The organism is Fictibacillus phosphorivorans (assembly GCF_001629705.1).
Lineage (GTDB): Bacteria > Bacillota > Bacilli > Bacillales > Fictibacillaceae > Fictibacillus > Fictibacillus phosphorivorans_A.
The window spans coordinates 2,922,402-2,937,809 of sequence record NZ_CP015378.1; the positions used below are offsets into that span (position 1 = coordinate 2,922,402).

Annotated in this window: 12 protein-coding genes and 1 other annotated feature; all 12 genes read right to left on the reverse strand. The window is 41.3% G+C overall.

Annotated elements, in window-relative coordinates; genetic code table 11:
* Positions 1-176 precede the first annotated feature (176 nt).
* The 12 genes from clpX to ilvD all read right to left on the reverse strand — a co-directional run bounded on the left by clpX (position 177) and on the right by ilvD (position 15,402).
* On the reverse strand, positions 177-1,451 hold the full coding sequence (gene clpX, locus ABE65_RS15110) for an ATP-dependent protease ATP-binding subunit ClpX (protein WP_066396593.1): 1,275 nt from the start codon (positions 1,449-1,451) through the stop codon (positions 177-179).
* Between the two features lie 331 nt (positions 1,452-1,782).
* A complete protein-coding gene (gene tig / locus ABE65_RS15115; protein ID WP_066396596.1) occupies positions 1,783-3,075 on the reverse strand; it encodes a trigger factor in 1,293 nt (430 codons plus the stop codon).
* Positions 3,076-3,181: 106 nt separating this feature from the next.
* Positions 3,182-4,201 (reverse strand): tetratricopeptide repeat protein, encoded by a 1,020-nt coding sequence (locus ABE65_RS15120; protein ID WP_066396599.1) that lies wholly within the window; start codon positions 4,199-4,201, stop codon positions 3,182-3,184.
* Positions 4,202-4,358: 157 nt separating this feature from the next.
* A complete protein-coding gene (gene ilvA / locus ABE65_RS15125; protein WP_269148760.1) occupies positions 4,359-5,312 on the reverse strand; it encodes a threonine ammonia-lyase in 954 nt (317 codons plus the stop codon).
* A gap of 40 nt (positions 5,313-5,352) precedes the next feature.
* Positions 5,353-5,949, reverse strand: coding sequence for a 3-isopropylmalate dehydratase small subunit (leuD, locus tag ABE65_RS15130; protein WP_066396605.1), 597 nt, complete (start codon positions 5,947-5,949; stop codon positions 5,353-5,355).
* The gene (leuC, locus tag ABE65_RS15135) at positions 5,936-7,372 is read right to left on the reverse strand and encodes a 3-isopropylmalate dehydratase large subunit (protein ID WP_066396606.1); all 1,437 of its coding nucleotides are present in this window, start codon (positions 7,370-7,372) and stop codon (positions 5,936-5,938) included. The genes leuD and leuC overlap by 14 nt, the downstream gene beginning before the upstream one ends.
* 13 nt (positions 7,373-7,385) lie before the next feature.
* Positions 7,386-8,480 (reverse strand): 3-isopropylmalate dehydrogenase, encoded by a 1,095-nt coding sequence (gene leuB, locus ABE65_RS15140; protein ID WP_066396608.1) that lies wholly within the window; start codon positions 8,478-8,480, stop codon positions 7,386-7,388.
* Between the two features lie 18 nt (positions 8,481-8,498).
* Complete coding sequence (locus ABE65_RS15145; RefSeq protein WP_066396611.1) at positions 8,499-10,040, reverse strand: 2-isopropylmalate synthase; 1,542 nt, start codon at positions 10,038-10,040, stop codon at positions 8,499-8,501.
* Positions 10,027-11,052, reverse strand: a complete 1,026-nt coding sequence (ilvC, locus tag ABE65_RS15150; protein ID WP_066396614.1) for a ketol-acid reductoisomerase — start codon at positions 11,050-11,052, stop codon at positions 10,027-10,029. The genes ABE65_RS15145 and ilvC overlap by 14 nt, the downstream gene beginning before the upstream one ends.
* A 15-nt stretch (positions 11,053-11,067) precedes the next feature.
* Complete coding sequence (gene ilvN, locus ABE65_RS15155; protein ID WP_066396617.1) at positions 11,068-11,586, reverse strand: acetolactate synthase small subunit; 519 nt, start codon at positions 11,584-11,586, stop codon at positions 11,068-11,070.
* Positions 11,583-13,301 carry an acetolactate synthase large subunit gene (ilvB, locus tag ABE65_RS15160; protein ID WP_066396626.1) on the reverse strand — a complete coding sequence of 573 codons (1,719 nt, stop codon included), beginning with the start codon at positions 13,299-13,301 and terminating at the stop codon, positions 11,583-11,585. Before ilvB ends, ilvN begins: the two co-directional genes overlap by 4 nt.
* Before the next feature lie 165 nt (positions 13,302-13,466).
* Positions 13,467-13,731, reverse strand: a binding site (T-box leader).
* A gap of 3 nt (positions 13,732-13,734) precedes the next feature.
* On the reverse strand, positions 13,735-15,402 hold the full coding sequence (gene ilvD, locus ABE65_RS15165) for a dihydroxy-acid dehydratase (RefSeq protein WP_066396628.1): 1,668 nt from the start codon (positions 15,400-15,402) through the stop codon (positions 13,735-13,737).
* Positions 15,403-15,408 lie beyond the last annotated feature (6 nt).

The window sequence follows — 15,408 nt, forward strand, 5'->3', positions numbered from 1 at the left end:
CGTCTTGCCAGCCATATACGCGATTTGAATTTATTTAATAACACCACTTTTGTACTTTTTTACTCATACTCGTTCTCCCCAAAATGATACGAATATTTTACCGAACAACTATCACAGGTCTAGTTTTTTATAATTTCCTAAACAACAAAAAAGACCAGCATACGCTGGTCTCAAAATTAAGCACTCTCTTTTGGAGTTTCTTTTGATTGTTCGATAACCGTACCATCTTCTAACTCAAGAGTTGGTGGTACTTTATCAGAGATTGTTTCTTTCGTAACGATACATTTAACAACATCTTCACGAGAAGGCAGCTCAAACATCACGTCAAGCATAACTCCTTCTATGATCGAACGAAGTCCACGGGCACCTGTTTTACGTTCAATAGCTTGAGCAGAGATTTCTCGAAGTGCTTCATCGGTAAATTCTAACTCTACGCCGTCAATATCCAATAATTTTTGATACTGTTTTACAAGTGCGTTCTTAGGTTTTGTTAAGATTTCAATCAACGCTTCCTCATCAAGAGGGTTTAGGTTCGAAATGACCGGTAAACGACCGATAAATTCAGGAATCAAACCAAAGCGAAGTAAATCTTCAGGAAGAACTTTAGACAAGTATTCTCCTGCTTTTAAGTCAGCTTGTTTCGTTTCAGAACTGAACCCGATCACTTTCTTACCAAGTCGGCGTTTGATAATTTGTTCGATACCATCAAAGGCTCCACCACAAATAAATAGAATGTTTGTTGTGTCAATTTGGATGAACTCTTGGTGAGGATGCTTTCTTCCTCCTTGTGGCGGTACGCTAGCTACTGTACCTTCAAGGATTTTAAGAAGAGCTTGTTGAACGCCTTCACCAGAAACATCTCTTGTAATAGACGGGTTTTCCGATTTACGTGCAATCTTATCGATTTCATCGATATAGATAATACCCTTTTCCGCTTTTTCAACATCATAATCTGCAGACTGAATCAATTTAAGGAGAATGTTTTCTACATCCTCACCAACGTATCCAGCTTCAGTTAAAGATGTAGCATCGGCAATTGCAAAAGGTACGTTTAAGATACGAGCCAACGTTTGAGCAAGTAGCGTCTTACCACTACCTGTTGGTCCGATCATTGCAATGTTACTTTTCGCTAATTCAACTTCATCCGATTTTTGAGTTGAATTTATACGTTTGTAATGATTGTAAACGGCTACAGAAAGGGATTTCTTAGCCTGAGCTTGACCGATAACATATTCGTCAAGAATTTTACGAATTTCTACTGGTTTTGGTACTTCTTTTAGTTCTACATCCTCTTCTGTACCTAATTCTTCTTCTACGATTTCAGTACAAAGTTCGATACATTCATCACAAATATATACACCTGGTCCAGCAACCAGTTTTCTTACTTGATCTTGTGTTTTACCACAGAAAGAACATTTCAATTGCCCTTTTTCATCATTAAATTTAAACAATGATATCACCCCTAAAACGAGAATATGGATGAAACGCTTGACTAAAATTCAGATATATTCTGAAGGAAAGTCTGATTATCTTTTCTACGACTTAAGCATTCCGTTGATTATAATGGATTGTATCACACTTCCATATTAAAACGGAAATAATAACGCTTAATAAATATGTATGGTAACGCTCTATATAAGTATGAACAATACCACAAGATTTAAAACCTATTTTTCAGATAGGATGTGTATTTTAATAGAAATTTAATATGTATGGCAAAACAAGGCACGATACATAAGGATCGCGCCTTGTTTTGATTTATAAACTTATTTAGTTATAGAATTAAGCAGTTTTGCTGTTTTCAACAAGAAAGTCGATTGCTTTACGTACTTTCAAGTCAGCTGCTACTGCATCATTTCCACCTTGCATAGCAAGCATCTGTTTGATTTGTTCTACTTCCATTTGGTACATTTCAGCCATCTTGCTAAGTTCAGCATCGATTTCTTCTTCAGAAACCTCGATGTTTTCAGCTTCAACGATCGCTTCAAGTACTAGGTTAGTACGAACGCGTTTTCCAGCATCTTCTTTCATTTGCTCACGAAGTGCTTCTTCGCTTGTACCAGAGAACTGGTAGTATAAGTCAAGGTTCATACCTTGCATTTGAAGACGTTGGCCAAATTCTTGAACCATGCGGTCAAGCTCTGTGTTTACCATTGCTTCAGGAATGTCGATTTCTGCATTCTCAGATGCTTTTTCGATTACTGTTTCACGAGTTTTGTTTTCAGCTTCTTGCTTTTTGCTCTCTTCAAGCTTCGTGCGAAGTTCTTTTTTAAGATCTTCTAACGTTTCAGCATCGCCTTCAGCTTCTTTAGCGAACTCGTCGTTAAGTTCTGGAAGTTGTTTAGCTTTAATGTCGTGAATGTTTACTTTGAAAACAGCAGGCTTACCAGCTAGTTCTTCAGCATGGTACTCTTCAGGGAAGTTAACGTTAACTTCTTTTTCAGCACCAGCTTTTTCACCAACTAATTGCTCCTCAAAACCTGGGATGAAAGATCCAGATCCGATTTCAAGAGAATAGTTCTCAGCTTTTCCACCTTCGAAAGCTTCGCCATCAACGAATCCTTCGAAATCGATGTTTACAGTATCGCCGTTCTCAACAGTACCCTCTTCTTTAACTACAAGCTCAGCTTGTTGTTCTTGAAGAGAAGTTAGTTCGTTTTGAACATCTTCGTCTGTAACTTCAGTTTCTGTCTTCTCAACTTCAAGACCTTTGTAATCACCAAGTTTAACTTCTGGCTTAACGATTACTTTAGCTGTAAAAACAAGGTTGCTTCCTTGTTCCATTTTTTCGATGTCAACTTCTGGACGATCAACTGGCTCGATACCAGCTTCTTGTACAGCGTCTCCATATGCTTTAGGCAATAGGATATCTAGAGCGTCTTGGTAAAGAGACTCTACTCCAAAACGTTGTTCAAAAAGTCTACGTGGCATTTTCCCTTTACGGAATCCTGGTACGTTTACTTGTTTTACAACTTTTTTGAACGCTTGGTCAAGCGCTGTATCTACTTCAGTTGCCTCAACTTCTACCGTTAAGACACCTTGATTACCTTCTAACTTTTCCCATTTAGCAGTCATTAAATGTTCCCTCCAACATCGGTATTTCCATAACTATCATATAGATTACAACCATTCCATTATAGCATAGACGTTCTGTATTTCAACAAGTTACATCACTTTCTCATTAAGTCTGCATATAAAATCTTTCCAATTCGACGAGAACCTTTACTGCTTTTTGTAATTCATCATCTTCTAGATTGATTTCTTCTTCTATTCCACATAGAATATTTGCCGCCATAACAGTGGCCTCGAACCAAAGAATCTTATTTTCTGGAGTTGGCGAAAAAGGATATAGCGCTAGTGAATAATCCTTCCACACGGCGAGTGCGATTTCGAGTAGTGATGGGTTCTCTTGCTCGAGTTCGTCTTTAATTAAAGACTTTACCTCTTTATAAAAGAGGTTATCACTCAAATCAGTAAGATGTGCGATGTCCACTTCAGTGAATTGTCCGTACTTCTCGACCTTTACGATTTTATCTACTTGGTTTTCTTTGAGGTACTGCAGAATTAAGCTTTTAACAGCCGGATGTTTTTTTTCATCTATTAAAAAAGACTCAAACATCGGAACGATCATGTCAGGTCCGAGCCGCTTTAACTGTTGTACAGCCATCCACTGCAAATCAGCTTGATCACTCGAAAGCATCTCTTTCAATCCTTGAAAATCAAGATTTGCCGCTGGTGCGTTCGGAATTTCTGGGTCTTTCTTCACTTCAGGCACACCCTCCTGCTCTATTACTTTGCGACTGAACTGGAGAAGCTGATAAAACGTTTCGGCTTTGTCTGCAGGAATCTTTTGTTCTTCAAGAACGGCTTCAATCACGGAAACAACGGTTATGTATTCTGATAACTGAACCAATATACTTAAATAAATTTGAAGTACATCGTAATATTCTCCGATCCCTTCTTTAAGCATACGGTCACACTTTTGTTTAGCTTCGTGTAAACGTCCTAGTTCAACCAAACTTAAAACAAGCCCAAGATTTCCTTGTGCATGCATTGGATCCGCTTGAAGTAATTGTTCAAAACACGATAAAGACTCATCGTATTTTTTACTTTTTAAAGAATCCATACCTTTTTCTAAAAGACGTCCATTTAAGTTAGGAAACCGAACGATATTGTTTTTGTTGTTCTTTTCGTTAGTCATCACAACTCTCCGCTTCCATTAATGTTTGACTAAAGAATAGCAGTTTCGCTAGATGAACTCAAGGTAACTAGGAAGTTAGAACCCTGATTTCTTTAACCTCTTTTCCATACACAAAAAAACTTACTCAAAAGTTTAGCCTTTTGAGCAAGCTTCTTTATTAACTAATTCTTTTTAAGTTCACCTTATCAGCCATTCCTTTATATAATGACCATTTAATAGGATCTACATTACCACCACTAATGATAAGACCAACTTGTTGATTGAGCGCAAGATGACTATGGAACATTACTGCCGCTAAACTAGCAGCACCCGCTCCCTCTACGACCACCTTTTCACGTTCAAGCATAAACATCATCGCATATGCAATCTGTTCTTCCGTCACAGTGACCATTTCATCCACATATTTTGAAATCAAAGGAACAGTAATTTCTCCAGGCTTAACTACAGCGATTCCATCCGCGATCGAGGTACAGCGAGTTAACGTTTTTCTTGTGGTACCTGTGAATGCTTGATAGACAGCACTAGCATTCGCCGATTGCACGCCTACTACTCGAACATCAGGTCTGATCGACTTAACCGCTAGAGCGATACCAGCCAATAGACCTCCGCCTCCTACTGGAACAACAATCGTTTTTAATTCAGGTTTTTGCTGCAACATCTCAAGAGCAACGGTGCTTTGTCCTGCAATCACATCGTAATCATCAAAGGGATGAACAAAAACTCCTCCGTTTTTTTCTTCTTCTCTTTTAGCTGCTTCATAAGCTGCTTGATAATTGTCGCCTTCTAAAACAATGTCCGCTCCATATGATCTTACTGCGTCCACCTTCGAAAGAGGAGCATTTTCCGGCATGAAGATTTTAGATTTTATGCCACGAAGTGAACAGGTAAGCGCCAAACCTTGCGCGTGGTTTCCAGCTGACGCTGCGATCACACCTCTCGCGCAGTCAAGTTCGTTTAGTGTAGAAACTTTGTAATAAGCACCTCGTAATTTAAACGAACCCGTTTTCTGTAGATTCTCAAGCTTCATATACACCTTTCCACCGGTCCACTTGTTAAGAGTTGTTGATTGTTTAAGCGGCGTACGGTGTGCGATTTTTGAAACTTCTTCCAAAGCGTGAAATAAACGTTCGGCCGTGATTGTTAAATTCCCATTATCCGTTCACAATCCTTTCATCTTCATACTTTTTAATGGAAGCTTCTTGTTGAAGTGTAATGGATATTTCATCCCATCCGTTAAGAAGCATCTTTTTCCAGTACGGATCAAACTCAAAGGAAAACACTTCTCCTTTTTCGTTATTAACCGTTTGTCGCTCAAGGTCTATCATTAACGCTCGCACAAGGTTTCCAGCCCTTTCGCTCTGAAGGTTTCGAATCTCTTCTTTCGTAAGGCGAATCGGCAAGATACCGTTTTTTACACAATTGTTAAAGAAGATATCCCCAAAGCTTTCAGCGATGATCACATGAAAACCATAATCCTTCAATGCCCAAGGCGCGTGCTCTCTTGAGGAGCCACAACCAAAATTTTTCCCTGTAATTAAAATTGAAGACTTTCTTGCTTCTGACGAATTCAGTTCGAAATCTTTATTTTCTGTACCATCAGAGTGATATCTCCAATCAAAGAACAAAAATTCCCCGTATCCGGCTTTATCGATTTTTTTCAAAAATTGCTTCGGAATGATCTGATCTGTGTCCACATGATCTCTATCCAAGATCGCCGCACTGCCTGAATGTGTTTTAAACCCCAGCATAATGATCTACCTCCTGTTCTTTTTTAGGAAGTATAGAGCGAACATCAGTGAATTTTCCTTTTAATGCTGCTGCGGCTGCCATAATTGGGCTCACAAGGTGTGTTCTGGCACCTTTTCCTTGTCTGCCAGCAAAGTTACGGTTTGAGGTAGAAGCACATCTCTCCCCTTCTGGAACGATATCATCATTCATACCTAAACACATGGAACATCCCGACTCACGCCATTCAAATCCAGCTTCTAAAAAGATCTGATGAAGCCCTAGGATTTCAGCTTCTTTTTTCACAGCTTGTGAGCCTGGGACTACGATTGCCCGAACTTCAGGATGCACCTTTTTGCCTTCAACAACTTTAGAAGCTTGAAGTAAGTCACTAAGTCTTGAATTCGTGCAAGACCCAATAAATACATGCTGCACAGAGATATCTTCTATTTTTTCATTTCCTTTAAAGCCCATGTAATGATGTGCATTCAATAACGATTGCCTTTCTTCTGCAGAGGTAGAACTTTCGTCCGAAGGAATCACGCCACTTATCGGCAAACACATGGATGGTGTCGTTCCCCAAGTGACCATCGGTTCGATCTCTCTAGCATCGATCTCGATCGTTTGATCAAACGTTGCATTCTCATCACTTCTAAGCTCACTCCATCTCTTACAACTTTCCAGAAACTCTTGATCCTTTGGAGCATAGCGCTTACCTGAAATATAAGAAAAAGTAACTTCATCAGGAGAAACAACTGATGCTTTTGCCCCTGCTTCTATCGACATATTACAAAGAGTCATTCGTTCTTCCATCGAAAAATTTCTAACCGTACTACCAGAAAACTCAATGATATGACCCGTACCGACATTCGTTCCATATTTCGCTATGAACCATAAGATGACGTCTTTAGCGGTAACACCAAAACCTAACTCACCTTCAATCTTGACGTTCATCTGTTTTGGTTTGCTCTGCCACAACGTTTGAGTAGCAAGAACATGTTCAACCTCGCTTGTGCCGATTCCAAAGGAGAGTGCTCCGAAAGCACCGTGTGTGGAAGTGTGACTATCGCCGCATACGATTGTTTTTCCCGGCAGTGTCAAACCTAGGTCTGGTCCGATAACGTGTACGATACCTTGTTGCTCAGAGTTTAATCCCTCAAGTTGAATACCAAATTCCTCGCAGTTTTTTTCCAATGTTTGAACTTGTAGACGGGATGTTTCGTCTTTTATATTGAACCGGTCGATCGTCGGAATGTTATGATCCATCGTTGCAAAACATAGATCCGGCCGTCTGACAGTTCTATTTTTTTCTCGTAGACCTGCAAACGCTTGAGGTGATGTCACTTCATGAATGAGGTGGAGATCAATGTAAAGAAGATCTGGTTTGTTTTTTTCTTGAGCGACAATATGACGATCCCAAAGTTTATCAATGATTGTTTTACTCACACTTATCTACCTCCTACACATAAACCTCTAGAAGAGTTGCACTTGTTGAATCTTCCAACATTCTAAAATGAATTTGATTGACCATTTCTTTCGTTGACACTAGAGTACCGCTTCCTCCATAAATATCTCCTGTACGATAACCTGCCTGCAGCGTTTCAAAAACGGCAAGTTCAACAGCTTCCGCTTCTTTTTCAAGTTGGAACGAATGACGAAGCATCATCGCGACACTTAGGATCATACCGATCGGATTTGCTTTACCGCTTCCTGCGATATCAGGTGCTGATCCATGAATAGGCTCATATAGACCAGGACCGTTTTCACTAAGTGAAGCTGAAGGCATCATTCCTAACGAGCCTGTAAGAACAGAAGCTTCGTCAGACAAAATATCTCCAAACATATTTTCAGTAACAACCACATCAAAACTCGTAGGATTACTGATCATCCTCATGGCAGCATAATCTACCAGCAAGTGTTCTGTTTCGATGTTTGGATACTTTTTAGCTACATCCTCTACGACTTCTCTCCACAATTTACTCGTTTCAAGAACGTTTGCTTTATCAACAGATGTTACTTTTCTTCTGCGAGAAGAAGCTAACTCATATGCTTTTTCAACGATTCTCGTTATCTCTTCTCGCGTATACGACATTGTATCTACCGCACGTTTCTCATTCCGTTCTTTCGGCTCTGAAAAATAAATCCCACCGGTCAGTTCGCGAACAAATACAAAGTCAGCACCTTTTACCTTATTCGATTTAAGAGGTGATAGATGTTCAAGACCAGGATAAACATGAACAGGTCTTACGTTCGCAAACACGTTCATCGCTTTTCGCAAAGCGAGTAACCCTTGTTCCGGCCGAACCTTCCCTTGATCCCATTTCGGTCCACCAACCGCTCCTAGCAGAACAGCATCACTGTCATTGCAAGTTTTTAGTGTGGAATCTGGAAGCGGATTACCTTCCTGGTCAATAGCAGCACCTCCAAACACTTGTTCAATCGTCTCAAATTCATGACCAAACCGCGTTGCTACACCATCTAACACTTGCAGAGCACCCTTGATCACTTCTGGACCGATCCCGTCTCCTGGCAAAACTGCTATTCTCTTTTTCATCTAACATCCCTCCTAAATTTAGATACTCATTGCTTCATAGCTCTTCTTTTCATCATGAAGCTGAAGCTTATTATAAGCGTGCACATAAGCTTTAGCTGATGCTTCCAAAACATCTTGCGCCGTTCCGCTTCCGTTGATCTCATGGCCATCACTATCGATTTGAACAAACACTTGAGCAAGGGCATCACGTCCAGCTCCTACTGATTGAATTCGATAATCATTCAGCTTGATAGAAGAAGGAAGCATCTTTCCAAGCGTATTGTAGATCGCTTCTACACTACCTGAACCTGTTGCAGCATCTTGAATCAGTTTTCCATCTGGAGTCAACAGTCTTAACGTCGCAGTTGGGATCTGATTTGTACCATAGTTCACTTGAATATCTTTCAATTGATATAACGGCACTTCAGGTTGTATTTTATGATCGATGAGTAGAGCGAAGATATCTTCTTCTGTCATCTCTTTTTTCTTATCAGCTAGGTGTTTAAAATCTTCAAAAAGAGCCTTGACCTTGTTCTCATCTGGATGAAAACCTAACTTATGCAAGTAATCTTTAAACGCGTGACGCCCAGAATGCTTTCCTAGCACGAGTTGGTTAGAAGGAACTCCAACAAGCTCAGGTGTGATGATCTCGTATGTTGACTTTTCTTTTAACACACCGTCTTGATGTATTCCCGACTCATGTGCAAAAGCATTCTTCCCAACAACAGCCTTGTTCGGTGGGACAGCAATTCCCGTTAGCCTGCTAACAAGCTGACTCGTACGGCTGATCTCATTTAGCTTTAAACGAGTTTTCGCTTGATAAAAATCTTCACGAATCGCCAATGCTACTGCTATCTCCTCCAACGAGGCATTTCCTGCTCTCTCACCGATTCCGTTGATCGTACATTCAACTTGGTTCGCTCCATGCTCGATCGCTGATAAAGAATTAGCAACAGCCATTCCTAAATCATCGTGGCAGTGAGCAGAAAGAATAGCATTTTCGATGTTAGGTACATGGTTTAATAGATAACGAAAGATTCTTCCATATTCCTCAGGATTCGTAAAACCAACCGTATCTGGTATGTTGATGACCGTTGCTCCAGCATCGATTACTTTCTCAACGATGCGTGATAAAAAGTTAAGGTCTGACCGGCATGCATCTTCTGCAGACCATTGCACGACAGGAAATTTTTGTCGGGCATATTTGACTGCACCAACCGCTGTCTCAACGACTTGGTCAGGTGTTTTCTTTAACTTGTATGTCATATGGATGGGGGATGTTGCTAGAAAAACATGCAGCCTTGGCTCAGCAGAATCTTTCAGAGCTTCCCACGCATAATCAATATCTGATGTATTTGAACGCGCCAAAGCTGTAACGGTTGAATTTTTTACAATCGACGCTACTTTTTTCACAGCTTCAAGATCACCTTTAGATGCAGCAGGAAAGCCCGCTTCCATCACATCGACCCCAAGCATTTCTAGCCTTTTAGCGATCTCGATTTTTTCTGCAGTGTTTAGATTGACCCCTGCTGTTTGTTCTCCATCACGCAAAGTCGTGTCAAAGATTTCAATTTTTCGCACTAGCAACGGCCTCCTTTTTTTGTTTTGCTTTTACGAATGGCATCATTGCTCGAAGTTCCCTCCCTACTTTTTCAATCGGATGGTTCTTCTCTTGGTTGTTCACCACGTGGAATACAGGTCGATTCGCTTGATTCTCTAAGATCCAACCCTTAGCAAACTCTCCCGATTGAACATCTTTCAGAACGGATTTCATTGATTCTTTAACCCTTTCGTCGATTACACGTGGTCCGGATTGAAAGTCTCCCCACTGAGCAGTATCTGAGATTGAATATCTCATTCCCTCTAGACCACCTTCATACATGAGGTCAACAATCAATTTTAATTCGTGTAAACATTCAAAATAAGCAACTTCCGGTTGATATCCAGCCTCTATTAGGGTTTCAAATCCAGCTTTCACAAGTGACGATAACCCACCACACAACACGGCCTGTTCACCAAAAAGATCCGTTTCTGTTTCTTCTTGAAAAGTCGTTTCAAGCACTCCAGCTCTAGCAGAACCAATGCCTTTAGCATAGCTAAGTGCCGTTTCTCTAGCAGTACCTGTTGCATCTTGGTATACCGCGAAAAGTGCCGGAACTCCTTCACCTGATTCAAATGTACGACGCACAAGATGACCTGGGCCTTTCGGAGCGACTAAAAATACATCCACATCTTGAGGTGGTACTACTTGGTGATAGTGAACGTTGAATCCATGAGCAAAAACGAGTGCATTACCCGGAGAGAGTTCAGGTAGAATTTCATTTCTGTAAACTTCAGGCTGCCTCTCATCTGGCAATAGAACCATTACGACTTCCGCGAGCCTAGCCGCTTCACGAACAGGATATACTTCAAATCCATCTTTAACTGCTTCGTCGAAAGAACGTCCCTCCCGAACACCAACTACAACATCATAACCACTATCCTTTAGGTTCAATGCATGAGCATGCCCTTGAGAACCATAACCTACTACCGCTACCTTCTTATTCTTTAATACATCGTTAGAAAGATCGTTTTCGTAATATACTTTTGCCATTATCATCATTCTCCTTTACATAATAGAATAGGGGTGAAGCTCAAGTACTTTCTTCTGCGTTCCACGAGGAATTGCTGTAACACCTGTTCTTGAAATCTCTTTAATACCATATGGACGGAGCAGTTCGATCAACGCATCAATCTTTTCACCGTCTCCCGTTACTTCAAGCGTTACATTTTCGAGCGAAACATCAAGGACGGTCGCTCGAAATGGCTCAATCAGCATTTTGATCTCACTCCGCGTATCAGGCGTTGTGAGAACTTTGATGAGCGCAAGTTCTCTAGAGACAAGAGCCATGTTTGTCAGATCCCGAACTTTTAGAATATTGATCTGCTTATGAAGCTGTTTTACAAGTTGTTCAGCTTTACGATCATCTTCTACCCAAACAGTTAGTGTTACTTTAGAAACGGCTGGATCTTCTGTATGTCCGACCGTGATGTTCTCTATATTGAATTGGCGTTTTGTCAGCAATCCGGTCAAACGATTCAATACACCACTTTCGTTCAGAACCGTCGCTGAAATGATCCGTCTCATCCTCTCACTCCAATCATTTCATGTAGTCCTTTTCCTGGAGCAATCATCGGATAGACATTCTCATCAGCAGTAACCACACAATCGAGCACAAATGGTTTTTTGGACGCAAGAGCTAGTGTTAGAGCTTCTCTTACATCACTTTCTGTTTCAGCTCGTTTTCCATCAATTCCGTAGGCTGATGCTAGCTTGATGAAGTCAGGTTGGATATCAAGTAGCGAGTGTGAGAATCGTTTTTCATAGAATATTTCTTGCCACTGTCTTACCATCCCGAGGGATTTATTGTTTACAATGACTACGATGACAGGAAGCTCCCAATCTTGGAGAACTCCGAGTTCTTGAAGCGTCATCTGAAACCCACCATCTCCAACAACAGCTATTACCGGGAGCTCCGGCTTACCAACTTTCGCTCCGATCGCTGCAGGAAAACCAAATCCCATCGTTCCAAGTCCTCCAGACGTTATCCATCTGTTCGGTTCTAAAAATGTATAATATTGAGCTGCCCACATTTGATGTTGGCCTACATCCGTTGAAACGATGGCTTCTCCTTTCGTTACATCATGAAGAATCTGCAGTAATTTTTGTGGTTTCAATTCTGATTCATCTGTCTTATAAGTAAGAGGAAACTCACTCTTTAACTGTGTTAGTTGAGTGACCCAATCGCTATAATCTCCCTTATCACCTTTTGTTTGATTGAGTGCAGAAAGAGTCTCTTTCGCACACCCCACGATAGGAATCTCAGTTGGCACATTTTTTCCGATCTCAGCTGGATCAATATCGATATGGGCAACCACTGCTCTTTTAGCAAAATGATCTAGGTTACCGGTTAACCTGTCATCAAACCTAGCTCCGACGCCAATCAAAAGATCACAATCATAAAGAGCCATGTTGCTTGCATATGTTCCATGCATTCCTGCCATCCCCAAGCAAAGCGGGTGTTCAGCAGGAAATCCACCAAGACCTAAAAGGGTTTGAGCAACGGGTATCTGGTGATATTCCGCAAATGCAACTAACTCCTTTTCAGCACTTGCTGCCAATACCCCAGCACCTGTTAAGAGGACAGGTTTTTTAGCTTGTAATAGCGCTTCGTTCAACCTTTTGACTTGAAGAATATTAGGTTTTAACGTCGGCTGGTAACCTGGAAGGTGAATACTTTCAACATCTTTAACTTCCGCTCTTTTAACAGCAACATCTTTCGGAATATCGATCAGTACAGGGCCCTTTCTTCCGGTGTTCGCTATATGAAAGGCTTCTTTCATAATTCTCGGCAGGTCTTCTGCACGTTGGACTTGATAATTATGTTTAGTGATCGGCATTGTGATCCCGATGATGTCCGCTTCTTGGAAAGCATCCGTTCCAATCACTGTTGTTGCTACCTGACCCGTGAAGATAACAAGAGGAATAGAATCGATCATCGCATCTGCGATACCTGTAACAAGGTTAGTAGCACCTGGTCCTGAAGTCGCTAACACCACGCCCGGTTTTCCAGTTACTCTTGCATAACCTTGCGCAGCATGAATCGCTCCTTGTTCATGTCTTGTTAGAACATGTTTCATCTCAGAATTGTAAAGGGCATCATAGATTGGAAGTACAGCACCTCCAGGATAACCAAACAAAACTTCAACATTCTCATTCTGCAACCCTTGAATAAATAGTTCAGCACCAGAGACTAATGAAGTTTCGACTGATTTATTCTCAGCCACCCAACTGGCCTTCATTTTCATTCCTCCTTTAACTTCGAACCTTTATTTGATAAAAGACTATTGGGACATCAGTTGTTGCTCTTGAAAAAGTTGATCGTATGAGAAATAACGAAAGGACAACAACATCTATAAAAACCAACAAAAAAACTTCTCCACCCAAATGGACAGGTCAATCCTATCCAAAGGGGTGAAAAAGTTTATTTTCCACGGTACCACCCTTATTCACAGTGCTTGCTGACACACGCAAGGACTGCCTCAAGACGAACGAGTCGTCATATTGATAACAAGCGATAAAAAATGGTGTTATCGCTTGGCCCTTCCTACTAAGAAACGTTCAAAAGGACACTCAGGAGGGATGTCCTGGTATTAGGAATAACCGGTTCACAGCGACCACCGGCTCTCTGTTTATCCCACATCTACCATTGTTCTCCGTCATCGTTTTATTGTTTTAAATTTTTAAGATTCCACCAGTATTAGCTGAAGTTACGAGCGCCGCATAACGTGCGAGGTAACCTTTTTTAATCTTTGGTTCGGGTTTTACCCAGCCTTCTTTTCGTTCTTTTAAGTCTTCTTCTGTTAATAAAACATGAATTGTTCTATTTACTAGATCAATTAAGATTGGATCACCATTGTTTACGAACGCGATCGGTCCGCCTTGCGCCGCTTCTGGCGAGATATGACCGATCGAGATCCCTCGAGACGCTCCAGAAAATCTGCCATCCGTGATTAGTGCTACTTTCGTACTCAATCCTCTTCCGGCAATAGCTGAAGTTGGTGAGAGCATTTCCGGCATACCTGGTCCACCCTTTGGCCCTTCATATCGAATGACAACGACATGCCCTTCTCTCACCTCACCATTATTGATGCCTTCAATCGCTTCTTCTTGGGATTCATAGACGATTGCTTCGCCTTGAAATGTTTTAATCGAAGGATCAACTGCACCCACTTTGATAACGCAACCATCTGGCGCAATATTGCCATAAAGAATGGAAAGGCCACCTACTGGTGAATATGCGTTATCTTTTCTACGAATAACATCATCATCTATGATTTCTGCATGCCGTACCCGGTGCTCTAACGTTTCACCACTTATCGTTAACCGATCGTTATGGATAGCGCCTTCCATTTTGCAGAGTTCATTGATGATGGCACTGACACCGCCCGCTCGATGAACATCCTGCATAGAATAATCCGAAGCCGGGCTGATCTTAGATAAATACGGAATACGCTCTGCGATCTCGTTGATTGACGATAAGTCATATTCAATCTCAGCTTCATTTGCAATCGCAAGCATATGAAGTACGGTATTGGTTGAGCCGCCCATCGCCATGTCTAAAGCGAAAGCATCATCAATCGCTTCTTTCGTGATAATATCTCTAGGTTTTATATTGTTTTTCACAAGATCCATCAATGACGAAGCTGCCTCTTTAATCAGTTTTCTTCTTTCGTTTGAGGTAGCTACGATCGTTCCGTTACCAGGTAGAGTGATTCCGAGCATTTCCATGATGGAATTCATGCTGTTGGCTGTAAACATCCCGGAGCATGACCCACAAGTCGGGCAAGCACTCGTTTCAAGTTCTAATAGTTCTTCTCTCGTCATCTTTCCAGCTAAGTGAGAACCTACTCCTTCAAATACCGAGGCAAGTGATAGCGATTTTCCGGCCATAGACTTTCCGGCTTCCATCGGGCCACCTGAAACAAATACTGCAGGAACATTCGTCCTTACAGCAGCCATTAACATACCAGGCGTAATCTTGTCACAGTTAGGTATGTAGAACACACCGTCGAACCAATGGGCGTTAATCACTGTTTCGGCTGCATCTGCAATAACTTCTCGACTCGGAAGCGAATACCTCATGCCGATATGACCCATCGCAATTCCATCATCTACGCCGATCGTATTAAACTCGAACGGAATTCCACCAGCTTCTCTAATGGCTTCTTTTACCCATTCACCTACTTTGTTTAGATGCATATGCCCCGGAATAATATCAACATAGGAATTACAAACACCGATAAAAGGTTTATCCATATCCTCTGGTGCAACTCCCGCTGCGTGGAGAAGACTTCTGTGCGGGGCTCTATCGATTCCTTGCTTGATCATATTACTGCGCATATCTGT

Coding starts and splice junctions, on each gene's coding strand:
- tig (WP_066396596.1), bottom strand. CDS start 3,075: ATGACTGCTAAATGGGAAAAGTTAGAAGGTAATCAAGGTGTCTTAACG.
- ABE65_RS15120 (WP_066396599.1), bottom strand. CDS start 4,201: ATGACTAACGAAAAGAACAACAAAAACAATATCGTTCGGTTTCCTAAC.
- leuD (WP_066396605.1), bottom strand. CDS start 5,949: ATGCTGGGGTTTAAAACACATTCAGGCAGTGCGGCGATCTTGGATAGA.
- leuB (WP_066396608.1), bottom strand. CDS start 8,480: ATGAAAAAGAGAATAGCAGTTTTGCCAGGAGACGGGATCGGTCCAGAA.
- ilvC (WP_066396614.1), bottom strand. CDS start 11,052: ATGGCAAAAGTATATTACGAAAACGATCTTTCTAACGATGTATTAAAG.
- ilvN (WP_066396617.1), bottom strand. CDS start 11,586: ATGAGACGGATCATTTCAGCGACGGTTCTGAACGAAAGTGGTGTATTG.
- ilvB (WP_066396626.1), bottom strand. CDS start 13,301: ATGAAGGCCAGTTGGGTGGCTGAGAATAAATCAGTCGAAACTTCATTA.
- ilvD (WP_066396628.1), bottom strand. CDS start 15,402: ATGCGCAGTAATATGATCAAGCAAGGAATCGATAGAGCCCCGCACAGA.